Source organism: Actinocrinis puniceicyclus, from assembly GCF_018283645.1.
Lineage (GTDB): Bacteria > Actinomycetota > Actinomycetes > Streptomycetales > Catenulisporaceae > Actinocrinis > Actinocrinis puniceicyclus.
Genome location: NZ_JAGSXH010000026.1, coordinates 14,434 through 34,585, shown reverse-complemented (window position 1 = coordinate 34,585; position 20,152 = coordinate 14,434). Strand labels below are relative to the sequence as shown.

At 71.2% G+C, this 20,152-nt stretch carries 14 protein-coding genes; 10 read left to right on the top strand and 4 right to left on the bottom strand.

What is annotated here, in order from left to right; genetic code table 11:
- Positions 1-4 precede the first annotated feature (4 nt).
- The 5 genes from KGA66_RS10185 (at position 5) to KGA66_RS10165 (ending at position 3,585) form a co-directional block, all read left to right on the top strand.
- Positions 5-466 (top strand): NUDIX domain-containing protein, encoded by a 462-nt coding sequence (locus tag KGA66_RS10185; RefSeq protein WP_211467096.1) that lies wholly within the window; start codon positions 5-7, stop codon positions 464-466.
- A gap of 136 nt (positions 467-602) precedes the next feature.
- Entirely contained in the window at positions 603-1,049 is a 447-nt protein-coding gene (locus KGA66_RS10180; protein WP_211467094.1) for an SRPBCC family protein, read from the top strand.
- Positions 1,050-1,251: 202 nt separating this feature from the next.
- Positions 1,252-1,767 carry a hypothetical protein gene (locus KGA66_RS10175; protein WP_211467092.1) on the top strand — a complete coding sequence of 172 codons (516 nt, stop codon included), beginning with the start codon at positions 1,252-1,254 and terminating at the stop codon, positions 1,765-1,767.
- Between the two features lie 181 nt (positions 1,768-1,948).
- Positions 1,949-2,338: a YciI family protein gene (locus tag KGA66_RS10170; protein ID WP_211467090.1), complete on the top strand. Its 390-nt coding sequence runs from the start codon at positions 1,949-1,951 to the stop codon at positions 2,336-2,338.
- A gap of 5 nt (positions 2,339-2,343) precedes the next feature.
- Entirely contained in the window at positions 2,344-3,585 is a 1,242-nt protein-coding gene (locus KGA66_RS10165; RefSeq protein ID WP_312886844.1) for an RNA polymerase sigma factor, read from the top strand.
- A gap of 166 nt (positions 3,586-3,751) precedes the next feature.
- Here the strand turns inward: KGA66_RS10165 and KGA66_RS10160 are convergent, their stop codons facing one another.
- From KGA66_RS10160 to KGA66_RS10150, 3 genes are all read right to left on the bottom strand, one after another.
- Positions 3,752-4,840, bottom strand: a complete 1,089-nt coding sequence (locus KGA66_RS10160; RefSeq protein WP_211467086.1) for a Gfo/Idh/MocA family protein — start codon at positions 4,838-4,840, stop codon at positions 3,752-3,754.
- Positions 4,837-6,132 (bottom strand): MFS transporter, encoded by a 1,296-nt coding sequence (locus KGA66_RS10155; RefSeq protein WP_211467084.1) that lies wholly within the window; start codon positions 6,130-6,132, stop codon positions 4,837-4,839. The genes KGA66_RS10160 and KGA66_RS10155 overlap by 4 nt, the downstream gene beginning before the upstream one ends.
- A 230-nt stretch (positions 6,133-6,362) precedes the next feature.
- The gene (locus tag KGA66_RS10150; protein ID WP_211467082.1) at positions 6,363-7,223 is read right to left on the bottom strand and encodes an aldo/keto reductase; all 861 of its coding nucleotides are present in this window, start codon (positions 7,221-7,223) and stop codon (positions 6,363-6,365) included.
- Between the two features lie 146 nt (positions 7,224-7,369).
- On the opposite strand from KGA66_RS10150, the gene KGA66_RS10145 reads away from it, so the two are divergent.
- Positions 7,370-8,272 (top strand): LysR family transcriptional regulator, encoded by a 903-nt coding sequence (locus tag KGA66_RS10145; protein WP_211467080.1) that lies wholly within the window; start codon positions 7,370-7,372, stop codon positions 8,270-8,272.
- Positions 8,273-8,376: 104 nt separating this feature from the next.
- Positions 8,377-9,567, top strand: a complete 1,191-nt coding sequence (locus tag KGA66_RS10140) for a glycosyltransferase (RefSeq protein ID WP_211467078.1) — start codon at positions 8,377-8,379, stop codon at positions 9,565-9,567.
- Positions 9,568-9,694: 127 nt separating this feature from the next.
- Here the strand turns inward: KGA66_RS10140 and KGA66_RS10135 are convergent, their stop codons facing one another.
- The gene (locus tag KGA66_RS10135; RefSeq protein ID WP_211467076.1) at positions 9,695-11,497 is read right to left on the bottom strand and encodes a sialidase family protein; all 1,803 of its coding nucleotides are present in this window, start codon (positions 11,495-11,497) and stop codon (positions 9,695-9,697) included.
- Between the two features lie 375 nt (positions 11,498-11,872).
- Between KGA66_RS10135 and KGA66_RS10130 the strand changes: the two genes are divergently transcribed.
- The 3 genes from KGA66_RS10130 to KGA66_RS10120 all read left to right on the top strand — a co-directional run bounded on the left by KGA66_RS10130 (position 11,873) and on the right by KGA66_RS10120 (position 20,033).
- On the top strand, positions 11,873-12,637 hold the full coding sequence (locus tag KGA66_RS10130; RefSeq protein ID WP_211467074.1) for a hypothetical protein: 765 nt from the start codon (positions 11,873-11,875) through the stop codon (positions 12,635-12,637).
- A gap of 285 nt (positions 12,638-12,922) precedes the next feature.
- Positions 12,923-17,332: a HAMP domain-containing protein gene (locus tag KGA66_RS10125; protein ID WP_211467072.1), complete on the top strand. Its 4,410-nt coding sequence runs from the start codon at positions 12,923-12,925 to the stop codon at positions 17,330-17,332.
- 61 nt (positions 17,333-17,393) lie between these two features.
- On the top strand, positions 17,394-20,033 hold the full coding sequence (locus KGA66_RS10120; protein WP_246507363.1) for a SpoIIE family protein phosphatase: 2,640 nt from the start codon (positions 17,394-17,396) through the stop codon (positions 20,031-20,033).
- Positions 20,034-20,152 lie beyond the last annotated feature (119 nt).

Below are 20,152 nucleotides of genomic sequence, written 5' to 3'. Positions count from 1 at the left end.
CCGGATGGCTATTCCGCGTGCAGTCGCCGTGGTCGTCGACGGACCCAGAGTTCTGATCATTAAGCGGTTCCTTCAGCATGAAACGTCGTCGCAGTGCGCGATCTGCGGGGATCGCGGGTGGACGGGACCGCGCTGTCCCGGACATCACTACGCCGTTCTGCCCGGCGGTCACGTCGAGGAGGGCGAGAGCCACGAAGAGGCGGCGCTGCGCGAATTGCGCGAGGAGACGACGCTTGAGGCGACCATCGGCCGCCTATTGTGGACCGGTACACACAACAGCCGTCCGGCCTCGTACTTCCTCATGACCGACGTCCGTGGCGAAGCCGAACTGTCGGGGGATGAGGCGAAGGCCGACGGGCCGAGGAACAGCTACAAGCTCATGTGGGTGACGGCGGCGGATATCGACGCGCTGAACCTGCACCCGGCCGCGATCAGAGAGCCACTCGCCCGGCTCCTGCAGCCGTAGTCCACCTGGCCGCTCCAACGCCGCGAACCTCGTCGTGCAGCAGCGACCCGTAGACGTGCTGCATCGGCCGCCTCGACCGACGCAGCCGGCCGACCTGCCTGTGCGGCCGCGGGCCTAGCGGGAGATAATCGTCGTCGTGACCGCGCATCTCTCCGTCAGCGTCCTCGTCAACGCTCCCGTGCAGGAGGTCTGGGATGCCACGACCGACTGGGAGCGGCAGAGCGAGTGGATGCTCGGCACCCGCGTTCGCGGGACTTTGCACGGTGGGCGCCACGTGGGCGGCGGCATCGAGGCGTGGACCGGGATCGGACCGGTCGGCTTCCTCGACACGATGGTGATCACCGTCTGGGATCCGCCGCACCGCTGCCTGGTCGATCACACCGGCAGACTGCTCAAGGGCACCGGCGCCTTCGAGGTCGCGGATGCGGGAGCCGGCGTGAGCCGATTGACCTGGACGGAAGACATCGAGCTGCCGCTGGGCCTGCTCGGCCGCCTCGGCTGGCCCCTGACGCGCCCGCTGGTCCGGCTCGGCATCGCGCGCTCCCTGGAGAAGCTCGCCGCGGCGGTTTCACACACCGACTGAGCGTCGGCACCGCTCGGGCCCCGGGCGCGCGGCCGGACATTGACGCGGACTCAGTGCTCTTCTACGCTCCCCGCTGACGATCCGCGTGTGTCCGTGCATCACCCCGGCACAGGCACCCGACACCCCGACTCGTCGCCACGCGCTCACTCATGCACGTCCGCACGTCCGGTTGGCACAACTTCAACGCTGAAGGAGTCGTCTCATGACCGCACGTCTACGCGCGCTCTCCACCACCGTCGCCGCGCTCGCGTTCGCCGGACTCGCGGCGCCCGCCGCCTCCGCCGCCCCGATCCAGGATCCGATCGCGGTCGGTCCGAACATGTACTTCACCGCCGCAGTCAACCCCGGCAGCCCCACTTCGGGCACCACGCCGACCATCGAGGTCGTCTGCCCGGGACCGGTCGCCCTGGGCCAGACGGGGCACCCGGTCTCCGGCCAGTACCTCGAGGCGTACACCGTGCTGCCGCCCACCAGCACCGCCGTCGGATTCACCGGTTCGGCCGCCGACCAGATCGACGCGCTGTTCACCGGCACGTCCGTGGCCACGACGGCGAACCCTCCCGTCGTCATCACCTCGTTCTTCGTCAAGGTGCCGATCCCGACCTCGCTGAACCTGCCGTGCGGCGGATCCGGCATCGTCTCCTTCGTGCCGATCCCGACCAGTTCGACCGCGCGCGGGTACCCGGTGAAGGTGCAGTACCTGAACATCGCCGTCTGACCGCGGCGCCCGGCTCGCGGCCAGGGGGCCGGCGGGCGCAGAATCGCTCTGCGCGCCAATCTCGCGGCGCAGCGTTTGTCGATTCGGGCGCGGGCCGTTCGTATAGAGGGTGAAGGCCCGCTCGCAAGACGGGCCGCCGACCCCAGAACAGCCCGCGACCCGAGAACATGGAGCGCCCGCGATGAACAAGTACCTGCTAAGCATCTACACCCCGCACGGCCCGGTGCCGCCGCCGGAGGTCCTCGGCCCGATCATGAAGGGCGTCGCCGACCTGGTCCAGGAGGCCAAGGACGCCGGCGCCTGGGTCTTCAACGGCGGGCTGCACGCCCCCAGCACCGCCACCGTGCTGCGGTACAAGGAGGGCGAGGTGCTGATGACCGACGGGCCGTACGTCGAGGGCAAGGAGTACCTCGGCGGCTTCACCATCATCCAGGCGCCGGATCTTGACGCGGCGCTGGAATGGGGCCGCAAGCTCGCCCGGGTCATCACGCTGCCGATCGAGGTGCGGCCGTTCGTGGCGGAATCCGCGCCCGCCGAGCCCGGGGCAGCGGGCGCGCCGGCGCGGCGCTGAGCGTCGTGGCCGCGCCGGCCGCCGCGCCCAGGACTCTGGTCGAACAGGTCTTCCGGGAGCAGTACGGGCGGGCCGTGGCCGTGCTGGTGCGCGCTTTCGGCGATATCGACCTGGCCGAGGAGGCGGTGCAGGACGCCTTCACCGTCGCGGCGGAGCGCTGGCCACAGCACGGCGCTCCGCCGAGCCCGGCCGCCTGGATCATCACCACCGCCCGCAACCGCGCGATCGACCGGCTGCGCCGCGAGGCCTCGCGCGAGGACCGGCAGGCCGCGGCGGCGCTCGAGCACGCCCGCACCCGAGATCAGGCGCCACACGACGAGCAGGAGGGACCCGTGCAGGACGACCGGCTGCGCCTGATATTCACCTGTTGCCATCCAGCTCTGGCCCCCGAGGCGCGCGTGGCGCTGACGCTGCGCCTGCTCGGCGGGCTGAGCACGGCGCAGATCGCGCACGCGTTCCTCGTCCCGGAGCCCACCATGGCCCAGCGGCTGGTGCGGGCGAAGGGCAAGATCCGCGACGCCCACATCCCGTACCGCGTTCCCGGCGAGGCGGACCTGCCGGACCGGATGCGGGCGGTGCTCGCGGTGATCTACCTGGTTTTCAACGAGGGATACACGGCCAGCAGCGGCGAACTGCTCCTGCGCGAGGACCTGTGCGCGGAGGCGATTCGACTCGGACGGCTGCTGGCCGAGCTGATGCCGGACGAACCCGAGGCCCTGGGCCTGCTCGCGCTGATGCTGCTCACCGACGCGCGCCGGGCCGCGCGCACCGGACCGGACGGTGCGCTGGTGCCACTCGCCGAGCAGGACCGCGGGCGCTGGGACAGAGAACTGATAGCCGAGGGGCACGACCTGGTGCGCCGCTGCCTGAGGCGCGGCCGGCCCGGGCCGTACCAGCTCCAGGCCGCCATCAATGCAGTGCACTGCGACGCGGCCTCGGCCGCCGAGACCGACTGGGGCCAGATCCTGCGGCTCTACGACCAGCTCCTGGAGTTCGCGCCGAACCCGGTGGTCGCGCTCAACCGCGCGGTGGCGGTGGCCGAACTCGGCGGTCCGCGCAGCGCGCTCGCGCTGGTCGAGGCGCTGCCGCTGACTGGCTACCACGTCTACCACGTCGTGCGCGCGGACCTGTTGCGGCGGCTGGGCCGCACCGGCGAGGCCGCCGCGGCGTATCAGGCCGCGATCGGGCTGACGCAGAACGCTGCGGAACAGCGATTCCTGCGCGAAAGGCTGCGCGAGCTGGGATAAGCCGGCCGGTCTCCTGGACCGCGCGGCCCGAACCGGGCTCGCGCGTCGCGGTGCGTATTCAGGCGCTCGACGTCGAGAATCGTCGCATGAGCCTGATTCTCGCGCAACACTCAGCCGCACCCGGTGCGGGGCCGGTCGCGTAGCCGGCCCCGCACTGCGCGGCGCGTCACGCGGCCCACGGCTCCAGTTGCGTGGTGACCCGCTCCCCCGTCTCGGCGGCGCGGTCGATCGCCAGCGCCAGCAGGTGGTCCTGGCAGGCCTCTGCCAGCGGGTACGGCTGCGGTCCCTCGTCGCGTGCCCAGTCGGCCGTCGCGGTCAGGATGCTCGCGATCGCGATCTCCTCGTCCATAAGGCGCAGGCCGAGGAACGGGTTGCGGTACACCACCTCGCCGTCGAACGAGAGATGCTCGGTGTCGTGCCCGTCGAGGTTGAGGTCGTGGCCCAGTTGGGAGCGCAAGAGTTGCGAGCGCAGCACCGTACGCGGGCCGCCCCAGCGCACCACCGTGTCGTCCGTGATCTCGCCGTGGCTGGCGCGGATCACGATGCGCCGGGCCCGCAACCGGTTGTGCCACTGGTTGCTGGTGAAGTCGTAGAGCCCTGATCTGCCGTCGCCGAAGTCCAGCGTGGCGAGCGTGGTCTCGGCGTCCTTGGGCGTCTCGTCCCCGCTCCAGCCGTCCCGGGTCAGCGGGTCGAGCAGCGGCGCGGAGAAACGGGACGCGCTCACGCTCGTCGGCTCGAAACCGGCGCCGAGCAGGCCTCGCATCATGGACACCGCGTGGTAGCCGTGCGTAGAGGAGACCTGAACCGAGGTGGGCCGTCCGATCACGCCGCGGCGGACGATCTCGCGGCGGGCCGCGTGCCCGGGCAGCAACAGGTACTGCTCGGCGATCTGCACCATGCGCCGGGCGCCGACCCGCTGCCACAGCGCGCGCAGGCCGTCCGCGTCGGGCGCGGGCGGGGTTTCCGCCAGGACCCTGATACCGGCCTCGACGGCGGCCTCGGTGACGACCGGCGTGGACGGCCAGCTCACGCTGGCGACCACGAACTCGGGACGCTGCTTGGCGAACAGCTCCTGCGGCGAGAGGTACGCGGGCACGTGCCAGTTCGCCGCCACGTGCTGCGCGGTCTGCTCGCGGCGCACGGCAGCCCCGACGAGCGTGAGCCGCTGGGGCAGCAGCGCGGCGAGCCGTACGAAGAACTCGGCGCGCCAGCCGCTGCCGATGATGCCGAAGGTGGTGGGGGACGTCGTCGTCACGCGCCGATCCTCTCGTGCTCGAAACCCGGCGGCAAGGAACCGATTTCACTGCTCGGCGCCTCACTGCGCGGCGCCGCGGGGACCACCGCGCCGCCGCCGCGTTCGACGCGCACCGCGGCCACCGCGAGCGCGAGGCCGGCGACGGCGAGCAGCGCGGCGACGGCGTTGGGCGAACCGAAGCCGAAGCCGGCCGCGATCGCCAGGCCGCCCAGGTAGGCGCCGAGCGAGTTGGCGATGTTGAAGGCCGCCTGGATGGAGGCGGCGGCCAGGTTGGGCGCGCCGCCGGCCAGCGCGATGATCCGCCCCTGGAGGGTGGGCAGCCCGGCCAGGGAGCACAGCGGGAACAGGAAGATCGCCGCGGCGGCGGTGACCCGGTTGTGGTCCGCGGCCAGGAAGGCGATGGACACCGCGATCTGCGCGCCCAGCGAGAACAGCAGCGTGCGGGCGGGGAAGCGGTCCGACAGCTGCGCGCCGACCAGGTTGCCGACCGTCATGCCGAGGCCGAACAGCGCGAGCAGCCAGGTCATACTGGAGTCGGCGTAGTGGGTGATGCCGGTCATCATCGGGGTGATGTAGCTGAAGGTCGCGAACAGCCCGCCGCCGCCGATCATCGCGACGCCGAGCACCAGCCAGACCTCGGGTTTGGCGAACGCGCGCAGCTCGCCGCGCAGCGAGGGACGCGTGCCGGGGACCACGTCAGGATGCTGCGGACGCACGGCCGCGTCGGCGGGCACGGCCAGCGCGACGGCGAGCACCGCGAGGCCCGCGATCAGCCCGACGATCGCGTAGACCAGCCGCCAGCCGGCGTGCTGGCCGAGGATCGTGGTCAGCGGCACCCCGACGATGTTCGCGACGGTCAGGCCCGCGAACATCACCGCCATGGCGCTGTTGCTGCGGGTCCGCTCCACCAGCGATCCGGCGACCACCGCCCCGGCGCCGAAAAAGGCGCCGTGCGGCAGACCGGTTGCGAACCGCGCCAGCAGCACCAGGCCGAAGCTCGGGGCGAGCGCGGAGAGCACGTTGCCGAGGGCGAACCAGCCCATCAGCACCAGCAGCACGGGTTTGCGCCGGTAGCGCACGGTGGCCGCGGTCAGCAGCGGCGCGCCGACGACGACGCCGAGTGCGTACGCGGAGATCAGTTCGCCGGCGCGCGGGATCGAGACGGACAGGTCGGAGGCGACCTGCGGCAGCAGGCCCATCACGACGAACTCGCCCGTGCCGATGGCGAAGCCGCCGACGGCCAGGGCGAGCAGGGCGCGGCGTACGGCGCCGGAGAGCATGGGATACGTCAACTCTCTTATATCGTGTTCCGGATGGCGGGACCACGACAGCGCTGTCAGGCCAACCTGTTGAGTTCGTGCCGGGTTCGGATCTTGCCATGTGCCGACGCATACGGGAACAGGCGGCCGCGCCGGACCGTCGCGCGGCCGCCTGTGCGTCTGTGCGTCTGTGCGTCTGTGCGTCTGTGCGTCTGTGCGTCTGTGCGTCTGTGCGTCTGTGCGTCTGTGCGTCTGTCAGAAGCTCACGCGGCGTCGAGACGCGCCAGTTCCTCGTCCGAGAGCTTCAGATCCACGGCACGTACCGAGTCCTGGATGGTCTCGGGCCGCGAGGAGCCGGGGATCGGGACGACCTGTGGCGCCTTGGCCAGCATCCAGGCCAGGCACACCTGCTGCGGGCTGACCCCGTGCGCCCGGCCGACCTCGGCGAAGGCGGCGAAGCGCGAGCCGAGGCCGCCCGCGTTCGAGATTCCGCCCAGCGGGCTCCACGGCAGGAACGCGATGTCCATCTGCGCGCACAGTTCCAGCTCCGGCTCACTGGAGCGGAACGCCGGGGAGAACTGGTTCTGCACGCTGACCAGCCGGCCGCCGAGGATCTCGTCGGCCTGCCGGATCTGCTGCGGGTCGGCGTTGGAGACGCCGGCCATGCGGATCTTGCCCGCGTCGAGCAGGTCGCGGATCGCGCCGACCGAGTCCGCGTAGGGCACGCGCGGGTCCGGGCGGTGGAACTGGTAGAGGCCGATCGCCTCGACACCCAGGCGCTTGAGTGAGGCGTCGCAGGCCTGCTTCAGGTACTCCGGAGAGCCGTTCTGCGTCCAAGTGCCGTCTCCGGGCCGCAGGTGACCGCCCTTGGTCGCGATCAGCAGGTCCGAGGTGTCCCCGCCGTAGCTCGCCACCGCCCGGGCGATCAGTGACTCGTTGTGACCCACCTCGTTCGCGTGCAGGTGGTAGGCGTCCGCGGTGTCGATCAAGGTGACGCCCGCGTCGAGCGCGGCGTGAATCGTGGCGATGGAACGCTGCTCGTCCGGCCGGCCCTCGATGGACATCGGCATGCCGCCGAGTCCGATGGCGCCGACCTGGACGTCGCCGATGCGGCGAGTCTGCATGGGACTTCCTCCTGGTCTTTCACGGTACGGTTCCAGCCTCCCTGCCCAGGATTAAGCTGTCCAACAGAAAAAACTGATGCCGTCCATCACATCGGCTGCTCAATGCGGGCGGCCGGGCGGACGCGCCGGCGGAAAGGGCGATGGCCATGGAACTGCGCCAGCTGGAGCACTTCGTCGCGGTCGCGCAGGAGTGCCACTTCACCCGCGCCGCCAAGCGCCTGCACATCGCGCAGTCGGGCCTTTCCGCCTCGATCCGCTCGCTGGAGCGGGAACTGGGCGCGCCGCTGTTCCTGCGCAACACCCGGCAGGTCCAGCTCACCCCCGCCGGGCAGGCGCTGCTCGGCGAGGCGCTGCGCGCGCTGTCGGCCAGCAACGCGGCGAAGGACGCGGTCGCGGCGGTACAGGGCCTGCTGCGTGGCCGGCTTTCGATCGGCTCGCTGCAGTGCCTGCACGCGGTACACCTGCCGACGCTGCTGGCCGGATTCCTCTCCGCGCATCCGGGCCTGGAGATCCGGCTGCGCCAGGGCGGCTCGGACGAGCTGATCGAACTGGTGCGCACCGGGCGGCTGGACATCGCGTTCGTCTCCCGGCCCGGGACGGCCCGCTGCCCGGACGACGTGGTCGTCAACGCGCTCGAGAGCGAGCCGCTGGTGCTGGCCTGCGCGCTTGAGCACAGGTTCGCCGGATTCACGCAGGTCAAGCTCGCGGACCTGGACGAGGAACGCTTCGTGGACTTCCCGCAGGACTGGGGCACCCGCGACCTGGCGGACCGGGTGCTGGCCTCGGCCGGGGTGGAGCGGCGCGTCGCGCTGGAGGTCACCGACGTCCACTCGCTGCTCGATCTGGTCGCCTGCGATCTCGGTGTGGCGCTCGTTCCGCGGTCGTACGAGGTGAAGACCGACAGGGTGCGGTTCATCGAGTTGGCCGGGGAGGTGCCGGCGTGGGAGACGGTGACCGTGACGAGCGATCCCACCAGCGCTGCCGCTGCGGCGCTGCTGGGCGAGGTGAACCGGGTGAAGGCGCGCACAGCGGCCGGCTCGGCGCGGTGAGGCGCGGGTCGCGCGGTACGCCGGCTCCACCGCGAGAACGGAAGTTCACGCGGAGTTTTCCCCGATACATCCGAGTAACAGCTTGAAACGCTCACGATGAGCGGGTGTCACACGAAATCGGGGTTCTCTCCCTCTACGAAGGCTTCTTCCGCGGCGGCGCGCGCATTCTGCACACCGACGTGCTCGCGGGTCTGCACGACCGCGGCCAACAGCACCGTGTGCTGAGCATCCTCGGCCAGGTATACCGCGAGGCCACGTTCCAGTGGATGCAGGATGATCCCTGCTATCGCCGGCTGGTGGCGGCGGGCATCCCGGTCACCGCGTTACGCGACGGCGACCGGGGACCGGCGGCGTTCGACGAACGGGAACTGGCGCTGTTCCGGCAGCAGGCGGCGGCCGCGCACGTCGTGCTCACGCTCAAGGAGCAACCGCTGCGCCTCGTCAACCAGGCGGGGTGGGGCGGACCGGTCGTCACCTGCCTGCACCGCTCGGATCCGGAGAATCAGGGCTCGGCGCTGACGCAGCTGCGCACGGCCGTGGACGCGGGTCGCATCGCGGCGCTGGTGTGCTGCGCCGAGTCGACGAGGTCCGCCTACCGCGCGGTGGGCCTGCCGGACGGCCTGTTGCACGTGATTCCCAACGGGGTGGACCTGCGCCGGTTCCGCCCGGACGGGCAGGCTCGCACGCGCATGCGCGGCGCGCTCGGCATAACGCACGATGCTCTGGTCGTGGCGTTCGCGGCACGCTACGACGCAATGAAGAACGTGTCGCTGTTCCTCGCCGCCGCGGCGCTTTTCCTGGCGGAGCATCCGTCCGCGCACGTCCTGATGTGCGGCACGGGTATGACACCCGGCAACGAGTGGCTGCTGGCCGATCTGCGTGTCGCGGGGCTCGAAGGCTGCGACCGGATTCATCTGCTCGGCGTGCGCGACGACCCCCAGGCGCTGTACGCGACCGCGGACGTGGTCGCACTCACCTCGGCGTTCGGCGAGGCGGCCCCGTTGTGCCTGATCGAGGGGCTGCTGTGCGGGGCGGTCCCGGTGGCCACGGACGTGGGCGACTGCGCGTCGATCACCGCCGGGCTCGGCCTGCTCACCCCGCCGGACGCCGGCGCGATCGCGGCGGCCTGGTCCGAGGCCGCCGCCCGGCGCGGCGAACTGACCCCGGCGCTGCTGGCCGCCCGCGCGCGGTTCGGCCGACGCCGGATGCTCACCTCGTACGCGGCACTGATCCGGCGCGCCGCCGGGGTCGGTGCGCGCCGCCGCGCCGTGCAGGCGCTCGAACCGGTCGGCTGAGCCAAGCGCGAGGCCCGCCTGCCGCGCGGCAGGCGGGCCTCGCCCATGATCAGGATGCGCTGATCAGGACGCGCTGATCAGGACGCGCTGATCAGAGCACGGTGATCGGATTTCTTTCAGGGGGCCGCTACCGCAGGATCGGCACCGACCGGGTCGCGACGTCCTGGTTCGGGTCGTTCACGCCGGGGTTGCCGCGGAAGTCGGTCCACACCGGGTGAGCGTCGAGGTCCGCGCCCATCGCGATCGCCGTGTAGTCGCCGATGAACGCGCCCTGCAGCACGTTGCCGGTCAGCAGGCCGAGCGAGACGAACTGCACCTGCGGGTTCTCGGTCTGGCGAGTCAGCCGCCGCTGCGGGTCGTGCGCGATCGACCAGCGGTTGCCGGAGGTCATCGCGAAGTCCACGCCGATGCCGGCCGGGTCGTAGTAGCGGGTGTAGTAGCTCACGGCGATGTGCCCGCCGTACGCGGCCACGGCCGGGAACACCTCGTCGCTCCCGGCTCCCACGGACACGGCCGCGGACCAGGACGGCGCGGCGGACCGGCGCGCGTCGGCGGAGATCAGGAAGCTGTTCCCGTCGGTGCGCACGGACGCGCCGGACGAGTCGTAGGCTCCGTTGCGGTCGTCGGCCCAGGTCGCGTACAGCCGGTTCTCCACCCGGTCGTAGGCGAGCTGCGGGAAGGAGTTGATCCGGAAGTTCTCCCCGGTCAGCGCGTTGTTGCCGATGTCGGCGTTGACCGGGAAGTCGAAGTCCCTCGCCGCCTCCTGGTTGGTGAAGGTCCGCCCGCCGTCCCGGGAGGCCGCGACGATCACCGCGTCGTGGTCGGCCGGCGCGTTGCACGCCGCGCTCTGGCAGACCGAGTCCTCGTAGGCGACGTACAGGGTGCCGTCGTTCGCGACGACCGGGTTGGTGCCGGTGCCGAACGGGCTGATGCCGGTGGTGAAGCCCGCCAGCGTGGGCGAGATGTGCACGGGGGCGGAGAAGTGCCTGCCCGCGTCCGTGGACTTCGCCTCGACGACCGGCGACTCGAGGTAGTTGCCGGAGGAGTCGAAGGTGAACTGAGTCCACGTCACGTAGACCGCGCCGCTGTGCGGGTCGACTGCGATCCATTCCTTGTCGTTGAAGATGTTCGTGGCGCCCTCGGTGCCGTCGGCGTTGAAGCCGTCCAGGTGCACGATGCTCGGCTGGCCCCAGGTCCGCCCGCCGTCGTGGGAGACCGACACGGTCACGCCGCTGGCGGACTGCGAGCCGCCGTTCGCGGGGGCCGAACGCGAGAAGACCAGGTTCGCGTAGTACACGGTGTTGCCGGGGCCGAAGGCGAGCGCGGGGTCTCCGGCCGCGTCCGAGAGCGAGAGCGGGGCGGTCGCTCCGGTCTGGTAGGTCAGGTGCGGCGCGAGCACGTTCTTCCAGCTCTTACCGCCGTCGAAGCTGGTGTACGCCCAGCCGGAGGCGTCGTTGCGCTGCTCGCGGGTGTTGAACACCCGGTAGTCGTTGGAGGCGGCGACCAGGTTGCGCGGGTTCCACGGGTTCTGCGCCACGCTGGTCTCGTTCTGCGCCGCGTCGCAACCGGCCTGGCTGCCGGTCGGCACGACCGTGTCGCCCTTGATGACGTCGACGTCGGGCGCGAGCGGAGCATAAGGGTTCGGTCCGCCGAGGAAGGACTGGCAGAGCGCTGAAACGGCCGGCGCCTGCGGCATGTCCTCGACGCCGGAGACGAACAGCTCCTTGAGCAGCGCGTTGGGCGTGCTGTGCGTGCGGGTCGCGGCGACGGCGTGGGCGCGCGTGGCCACCTTCGATGCTTCGAGCGGGGCCGGATGGTCTCCGGCCGGCGAGCCCGTGGCCGCCGCGACGGCCGTGCCGGGGCCGGTCGCGACGAGCGCGGCGCAGGCCGCGGCCGCGAGCAGGCCCTGGATCAGGCGTGGTCGGTGCATGTGTGTTCCTACCCTCCCGGAACGCCGCTGTCGGTGGGCGCGGCGCATTGGAGCCGCGGCGTACGCATGTGTTGCGCACCCGGCGACTGACGCGAACGCTATGCGCGGGCTCGTGCGATGGCAATACCCTGCGGAAGCCGCAACGTATCAGGCTGCGCATTCATCGCTTTACGCGCCAACCGGGCGCGAATCAGCCCATGAAGCATATTGAGCTGCGCCTGTCTGCGGCCGCATCCCGGTGATCTACGGCGTGTCGGACGATCGCGGGTGTCGCATCACGGGCCGTCCGGCCGCGAATCGGCGAATGCCGCCGCGAGGGGTTCAGGTTTCTGCCACCATCGGTAGTGATCTGATTTTCCGGCGGTGGGGGGACCGATGACTGTCGATGAGGCTGAATCCGAGGCCGTCTGCGGTGCGCCGGAGGGCACGAGCGGACCGGCGCCCGGGGTCGAGCGGCGCCGTCTGCTCACCGCGGCGGGCGGCTCGCTCGTCTCCGTGGCCGGCGCCCTGGCTTCCTGTTCCGTCGCCGCGGAGGCGGTGTTCAACCCGGCTACCGTCAACTGGCTCGCGCAACTGGGCAGCGCGGTCGCGGCCAGCCTCGTCGAGGACGCGCTGAAAGTCGGTCTGACCGACGCGTGGAAGTCCTGGACGAAGAACGTCAACGACCGTGTGGACGAGCAGAACGACTTCCCCTACTACTATGCGTCCGTCTGGTTGCACGCCGTGCCGCCGACCGTACTGGTAAAGCTGAGCAAGGGCACCCAGAGCGATCCGATGAGCGACTGTCTGCTCGCCTGCGTCGACGGCGGCCAGCAGGCGATCCGCTTCGACGCCTGGGCCTGGCAGACGCTGATGATGTTCGTCCACGAACTCACCGGCGGCAAGAGCGGCGACGACCTGAGCGGGTTTCAGGCGCTGTGCCTGATCAGCCTGATCCCATCCGGACCGCCCAAGGCCGGGCAGAGCCCGAGCGGAAAGGTCGGGTGGATGAGTTACCAGGCACGCAACGGCAGCGTGGAAATCGACCGCCAGACCGAACCGGACGGCTCGGTCGTCGGGGTGATCACGGCGACCGGCATTCCCGCCGCGGACGGCAAGCCGACGAGCAAGAAATACACGCTGCCCGCCCAGGCCGCGTAGCGGACGGCTCCCGGAAAAAGCTAAGGCAGCTCGCGGGTTCGCCGCGGGTCGGCCGATCGCGGCCTGCCGCGCCGCGCCCGCCGGGTGCGGGACTGGAACGCCGCCGGGTCCAATACTCATCGCCGGCGACTCCGTGGAATAGCGCGAGCAAGCGCAAGCAAGCGCCGGCGCCGGGCGCAACGAGCCCCGGGATTCGGCGAAATTCACCCGCATGGATCTCGCGCGGCCGGGTATGCGCGCCGTTCGCGTTGTGGTCGCGAGCGGCGAGAGGGATGGGACGCATACATGGCCGGCAGGTCTGGTGGCGACACGGTCACGAGGGTCCGGGGCTCCGCCTCGAACTCGGCGAAGATCGCGGAGGGGGCCGAGGCGGCGGGGCTACGCCAACTGCTGGCGGGACTCACCGCGGTGCGTGACGGGGACTTCGGCACCCAGCTGCCGGAGAACGGCGAGGGGGTGATGGGCGAGATCGCCACCGTCTTCAACGGCATGGTGGCCCAGCTTTCCCTGTTCACCTCCGAGGTCACCCGGGTCGCCCGCGAGGTCGGCACGGAAGGACGGCTGGGCGGCCAGGCGGAGGTGCCCGGGGTCTCCGGCACGTGGAAGGACCTGACCGACTCGGTCAACGCGATGGCGGGCAACCTGACCACCCAGGTGCGCGACATCGCGCAGGTGGCGACCGCGGTGGCCAAGGGCGACCTGACCCAGAAGATCGACGTCGCGGCCCGCGGCGAGATCCTGGAACTGAAGAACACCCTCAACACCATGGTCGACCAGCTCTCCTCCTTCGCCGCCGAGGTCACCCGCGTCGCCCGCGAGGTCGGCACCGAGGGCAACCTCGGCGGCCAGGCACAGGTGCCCGGGGTCGCCGGCACCTGGCGCGACCTGACCGACTCGGTGAACTTCATGGCGGGCAACCTGACCGCACAGGTGCGCTCCATCGCCGCGGTCGCCACCGCGGTGGCCAAGGGCGACCTGACCCAGAAGATCGACGTGACCGCGCGCGGCGAGATCCTGGAACTGAAGAACACCCTCAACACCATGGTCGACCAGCTCTCCTCCTTCGCCGCCGAGGTCACCCGCGTCGCCCGCGAGGTCGGCACCGAGGGCAGGCTCGGCGGCCAGGCCGACGTCAAGGGCGTCTCGGGCACCTGGAAGGACCTGACCGAGTCGGTCAACGTCATGGCCGACAACCTCACCGCGCAGGTGCGCTCCATCGCGGAGGTCACCACCGCGGTGGCCAAGGGCGACCTGTCCCAGAAGATCCGGGTGGACGCGCGCGGGGAGATCCTGGAGCTGAAGGAGACCATGAACACCATGGTCGACCAGCTCTCCGCGTTCGCGGACGAGGTCACCCGGGTCGCCCGCGAGGTAGGCACCGAGGGCAACCTCGGCGGCCAGGCCACCGTGCGCGGCGTCTCGGGCACCTGGAAGGACCTGACCGACAACGTCAACGTGATGGCCTCGAATCTGACCAACCAGGTGCGGTCGATCGCCCAGGTCGCGGAGGCGGTGGCCAAGGGCGACCTGACCCGCAAGATCACCGTCGAGGCCAAGGGCGAGGTCGCCGCGCTGGCCGACGTCATCAACACCATGGTGGACACGCTCTCGGCCTTCGCGGACGAGGTCACCCGCGTCGCGCGCGAGGTCGGCACCGAGGGCAACCTCGGCGGCCAGGCCACCGTGCGCGGCGTCTCGGGCACCTGGAAGGACCTGACCGACAACGTCAACGTGATGGCGAACAACCTCACCAGCCAGGTGCGGTCCATCGCGCAGGTCACCACGGCCGTCGCGCAGGGCGACCTGACCAAGAAGATCGACGTCGACGCGCGCGGGGAGATCCTGGCGCTCAAGACCACCATCAACACGATGGTCGACCAGCTCTCCTCCTTCGCCGCCGAGGTCACCCGCGTCGCCCGCGAGGTCGGCAGCGAGGGGCGGCTGGGCGGCCAGGCCGAGGTGGAGGGCGTCTCGGGCACCTGGAAGCGGCTGACCGAGAACGTCAACGAGCTGGCCGGGAACCTGACCCGGCAGGTGCGCGCGATCGCCGAGGTGACCAGCGCGGTGGCCGAGGGCGACCTGACCCGCTCCATCACGGTCGAGGCCCGCGGCGAGGTCTCCGAGCTCAAGGACAACATCAACGCGATGGTCGAGTCGCTGCGCGAGACCACGCGGGCCAACCGGGACCAGGACTGGCTCAAGTCCAACCTCGCCCGCATCAGTGGCCTGATGCAGGGGCAGCGGGACCTGGCCGTGGTGGCCGAGCTGATCATGGACGAGCTGACCCCGCTGGTCGGCGCCCAGTACGGCGCCTTCTTCCTGGCCGAGGAGTCCGCGGCGGGCACCGAGCTGCGGCTGATCGGTTCCTACGGCGACCCGGGCGGCCCCGACCGGCCGACCAGGTTCCGGCTCGGCCAGGGCCTGGTCGGGCAGTCGGCGCGCAGCCGGCGCATCATCGCCGTCGACGACGTGCCGCCCGGGTACGTGGCGATCAGCTCCGGGCTCGGGCACCGCTCCCCCTCCAGCCTGGTCGTGCTGCCGATCGTGGTCGACGAGCAGGTCCTCGGCGTGATCGAACTGGCCTCTGTGCGCGCGTTCACCCCGGTGCACCGCGCGTTCCTGGAACAGCTGATGGAGAACGTCGGCGTCAACGTCAACACCATCGTGGCGAACGGGCGCACCGACGAACTGCTGGCCGAGTCCCAGCGCCTGGCCTCCGAGCTGCGGGCGCGCTCCGAGGAACTCCAGGTGCGCCAGGAGGAGTTGCAGAGCTCGAACGCCGAGCTGGAGGAGAAGGCGGCGCTGCTGGCCCGGCAGAACAAGGACATCGAGGCGAAGAACCTGGAGATCGAGCAGGCCCGCCAGGAACTGGAGGCGCGCGCGCAGCAGCTGGCGCTGGCCTCGAAGTACAAGTCGGAGTTCCTGGCGAACATGAGCCACGAGCTGCGCACGCCGCTCAACAGCCTGCTGATCCTCGCGCAGCTGCTCGCGCAGAACCCGACCCGGAACCTGACGCCGAAACAGGTGGAGTACGCCGGGGTCATCCACTCGGCCGGTTCCGACCTGCTGCAGCTGATCAACGACATCCTGGACCTGTCCAAGGTCGAGGCCGGGAAGATGAACGTGGACCCGGAGCGGGTCTCGCTGCGCCGGCTGCTGGACTACGTCGAGGCTACCTTCCATCCGCTGACCACGCAGAAGGGCCTGGAGTTCCGGGTGCGCACCGCCCTGGACGTGCCCGGCGAGCTGTTGACCGACGACTCGCGGCTGCGGCAGGTGCTGCGCAATCTGCTGTCCAACGCGGTGAAGTTCACCGAGACCGGCAGCGTTCAGCTGAGCATCGAGGTGGCCGCCGAGGACGAGCTGCCGCCGAACGCCAGGCGCAACGGCCCGGCGCTGGCCTTCCGGGTGCGCGACACCGGCATCGGCATCCCCGATCAGCAGCTTGAGACGATCTTCGGGGCCTTCCAGCAGGCCGACGGCACCACCAGCCGCAAGTACGGCGGCACCGGGCTCGGGCTGTCGATCAGCCGGGAGATCGCGCAGCTGCTCGGCGGCGCGATCACCGCGCACAGCGCTGTCGGCGAGGGCAGTACCTTCACCCTCTACCTGCCGATCGCGCACCCGGACTGGGCGGCCCTGCCGTTACCGACCGCCGCCGCCGAACCCGCAGTCGCGACGGTGACCTTGTCGGGCGCACCCGCAGGCTCGCCCGACCGCGGGCGGGGCGGCGCGGATCAGGCCGCCGTACCCGCCGTACCCGCCGTACCCGCCGTACCCGCCGTACCCGCCGCCGCGCTCACCGAGCCGCCGGGCCCGCAGAGCGCGGCCACCACGCCGCGCCGCCTGCTGGTGATCGAGGACCGTCCCCGCGGCCTGCTCTCACTGGTCGCCGAGAGCGCGGTGGCCGACCTGGCCGAGAGCCGTCCGCTGCTGGACACGCGCGGCCCGGTCCAGATCCGCACCGCGGCCGGCGCGCAGGAAGCCGCCGCCGCGCTGGCCGCCGAGCCGTACCACTGCGTGGTGCTGGAACTGGACATGGCGCAGGACGGCGCGGCGCGTTTCCTGCAGGCGCGCAGCGACGATCCGGCGCTGCACGCGATCCCGGTGCTGGCGCACCACAACCGGCGTCTCGCCGCGGCGCAGGAGCAGCTGATCCAGGCGCACGCCCGGGAGTACCCGCTGGAACTGCTGCCGAGCCTCGACGAGTTGCGCGAGCGCATCGCCCTGCACCTGACCGCCGAGCGGCCCGACGACGTGGTGCCGCTGGCCCGCCCGGACAGCCGGCAGCCGGCCGCGGTGCCGGTGGGCGACAGCAGGCTGGCCGGTCGCACCGTCCTGGTCGTCGACGACGACGCGCGCAACGTCTTCGCGCTGACCGGCATGCTCGAATTCCACGGGATGCGCGTGCTGAACGCGGAGAACGGCGTCAAGGGCATCGATGCGCTCAGGAGCGACCCGAGCATCGAACTGGTCCTGATGGACGTGATGATGCCGGAGATGGACGGGTACGAGGCCACGGCCCGGATCCGGTCCATGCCGCAGTACACCGATCTTCCGATCATCGCGGTCACCGCCAAGGCGATGCAGGGCGACCGGGAGAAGAGCCTGGCCGCCGGCGCCGGCGACTACGTGACCAAGCCGGTGGACGCCTCCGCGCTCATCGACTGCATCCGTCGCGCGCTCAAGCTGTGAACCGGCCCGTGCGCACCCCAGACCCAGCCCGCCGTCCCCGACCGGAATCCTTCTGCGCCTCATGACCTCCCTCAATCAGAACACGGACAGCGACGCGGCCGCGAGCGGACCGAGTCCGTTCGCGGCGATCAGCGCACCAGTGGGCGGCGAGAGGGCGGCGTTCCCGCCCGCCGCCGGGCCGGCCGAGCGCGGCATCGGCAGGCTCGCCGCCACGGTCGACCGGTTGCGCACGCAGTTGAACGACGCCGAGACCACCGCGGACGCGCGCGCCCTGGTCGAGTTGGCCAAGGGCATCCTGATGGAGCGGCTGCGCTGCGGCCAGACCGAGGCGGCGCGGCAGTTGGAGACGCTGGCCGGGCGCAGCGGCCTGCCCGCGCTGGAGCTGGCCGCCGACCTGGTCAACGAGATCTCCAACGATCCGCTCACCCGCATCGCCCGCGAACACGCCGAGTTCGACGGCGTACACACGCCGTACCAGGAGCCCGGGCCCGACGCCGCGTCCGGGCCGGGGCGCGACGGCGCGGCGGACCGTGAGCCGCCGCCAGCCGACGCAGACCTCGATGACATTGCACCCGCCGACGCAGACGTCGACGACACAGCTTTCGACGACACAGCTCTCGGCGGCGCGCGCTCCGAGGTATCAGACGTCGATGCGGCGGGACGGGCGAGCGCCGGAGTGCGTTTGCGCACCGCCGAATCCGGGGTGCTCGGCGCCGCCGACACGCAGGCCGCGGCGCAGTCGCTCAAGCAGCACGCGCTCGGTCCGCTCGGCGCGACCGCCGTCGCGATCTGGGCGCTCGGCACGGACGGATCGCTGATGCTCGCCGGTCACGCCGGTTTCAGCGCGGCCGAGGCGCGCCGGTGGCGGCACGTGCCGCCGTACGTGGCCACCCTCGCCCGCCGGGCGCTGGTCGAGCGCCGGCCGCAGTGGGTGAACGACGCCTCGGACCAGGCGCTGCCGAGCATCGGGCTGGGCCGGCGCGGCGGCTCGGGCGGACGGGCCGCGCTGGCCGCTGCCCTGGGCGGCCGCGTGCTCGGCGTGCTGGAGGTGTGCTGGCCCCGGCCGGTGGACGAACCGTCGCCCCCGGTCGCCCGGCAACTGGAGGCCTTGGCCGAACTGTGCGCCTACACGCTCGACAGCGGTGTGGCCGGCGAAGACGCACCCGGCGCCGCCACTGCCGCCGGACGCGCCGGCGACGTGCGGCTGACCGACCTGGCGGACACTCTGCTGGACGCGGCGATCATCCTCAGGCCCCTGCACGACGAGGGGCGACTGGTCGACTTCGTCATCGAATACACCAACGAGCACTTCGTCGATCCGGCCGGGCGGCCGCGCTCGGCGGTCACCGGGCTGCCGCTGCTTGAGGCTTATCCGCTGGCCGCCGAACCGGGCGCGATGTTCGACAAGGTCGAGCACGTATACGCCACCGGCGAGCCGTTCAGCAGCGAGCAGGTGGTGATCAACGCCCGGATCGACCAGGTTCCGGTCTCCTCGGTGGCCGCGGTGGGCATCAGCCGGCTCGGCGACCGGGTGCTGCTGACCTGGCGGCTTCAGGACGAGGCGGCGCGGCTGGCGACGCTGCTGCAGCATGCGCAGCGGCTGGGCCGGATCGGGGGTTTCGAGGAGAACCTGGTCACCGGCGAGACGACGTGGAACGCGCAGTTGTTCAGCCTCTACGGCCTGCCGCCGACCGCGCAGCCGGTCCCGCTCAGCCGGCTGGAGGCGTATGCCCATCCCGACGACGCGACCGCCATCGGCCGGTTCCTGCGTTCCCTGATCCATCACCGGTCCGCGGCCTCCACGGCGTTCCGGCTCCAGCGGACCGACGGTGTGCTGCGCTACATCCGGATCGTGGCCGAACCGGTGCTCGACGACGCGGGGCTGCTGGTCTCGGTGCGCGGTGCGTGTCAGGACATCTCCTCGCAGCACTGGACCGAGATAGCGCTGGCCGCCACCCGCGACCAGTTGGCCCACACCGAGCAGGAGGCGGCCGAGCGCAATCGCCTGGCGCTGCGCCTGCAACGCGCCATCATGCCGCCGGCACCGCGCCCGATCGACGCCGCGGGGCTGGAGATCGCGGTGCGTTATCGCCCCGCCGAGACGGACCACCTGGTCGGCGGCGACTGGTATGACGCGGTGGTGCTGCCGACCCGGCAGATACTGCTCGTGGTCGGGGATGTTGCCGGTCACGGCATCGACGCGGCCACGGACATGGTGGCGCTGCGCAACGCACTGCGCGGCCTGGCGGCGACCGGGGCCGGGCCCGCGCAGTTGCTCAGCTGGCTCAACACGGTCGCGCACCACCTCAACGACCAGGTCACCGCGACCGCGGTGTGCGGCCTGTACGACCCGGACAGCCGCACGCTGCGCTGGGCGCGTGCCGGCCATCCGCCACCGCTGCTGGTGCGCGACGGCCGCGCGACGGCGCTGCCGCTGCCGACCGGGATGCTGCTCGGCGTGGTCGGCGACGCGCAGTACGGCGAGCAGGAGTTGACGCTGCGCCACGGCGACACGCTGATGATGTACACGGACGGCCTGATCGAGCGGAAGGACTCGTCGCTCGACCAGTCGCTTGAGCATCTGCGCACCGCCGCGCAGGTCAGCGTCTCAGCCCTCAGCGAGCAGCTGGACTACATGCTGATGCACAGCAACGCGGACACCGACGACGACACCTGCCTGATCGGCGTCCACGTTCGGTAATGCACAGGCGGTAATGCAAAGGCAGTAATGCAAAGGCGGGCCGGGCCCTGTCCTGTCGTGTCCTGTCGTGTCCTGTCCGCCTTACACCGCCGATGCCCGCCTTTTCTCGCGTATCGGCG

Coding starts and splice junctions, on each gene's coding strand:
- KGA66_RS10125 (WP_211467072.1), top strand. CDS start 12,923: ATGGCCGGCAGGTCTGGTGGCGACACGGTCACGAGGGTCCGGGGCTCC.
- KGA66_RS10185 (WP_211467096.1), top strand. CDS start 5: ATGGCTATTCCGCGTGCAGTCGCCGTGGTCGTCGACGGACCCAGAGTT.
- KGA66_RS10150 (WP_211467082.1), bottom strand. CDS start 7,223: ATGCAGACTCGCCGCATCGGCGACGTCCAGGTCGGCGCCATCGGACTC.
- KGA66_RS10135 (WP_211467076.1), bottom strand. CDS start 11,497: ATGCACCGACCACGCCTGATCCAGGGCCTGCTCGCGGCCGCGGCCTGC.
- KGA66_RS10130 (WP_211467074.1), top strand. CDS start 11,873: ATGACTGTCGATGAGGCTGAATCCGAGGCCGTCTGCGGTGCGCCGGAG.
- KGA66_RS10170 (WP_211467090.1), top strand. CDS start 1,949: ATGAACAAGTACCTGCTAAGCATCTACACCCCGCACGGCCCGGTGCCG.
- KGA66_RS10175 (WP_211467092.1), top strand. CDS start 1,252: ATGACCGCACGTCTACGCGCGCTCTCCACCACCGTCGCCGCGCTCGCG.
- KGA66_RS10120 (WP_246507363.1), top strand. CDS start 17,394: ATGACCTCCCTCAATCAGAACACGGACAGCGACGCGGCCGCGAGCGGA.
- KGA66_RS10145 (WP_211467080.1), top strand. CDS start 7,370: ATGGAACTGCGCCAGCTGGAGCACTTCGTCGCGGTCGCGCAGGAGTGC.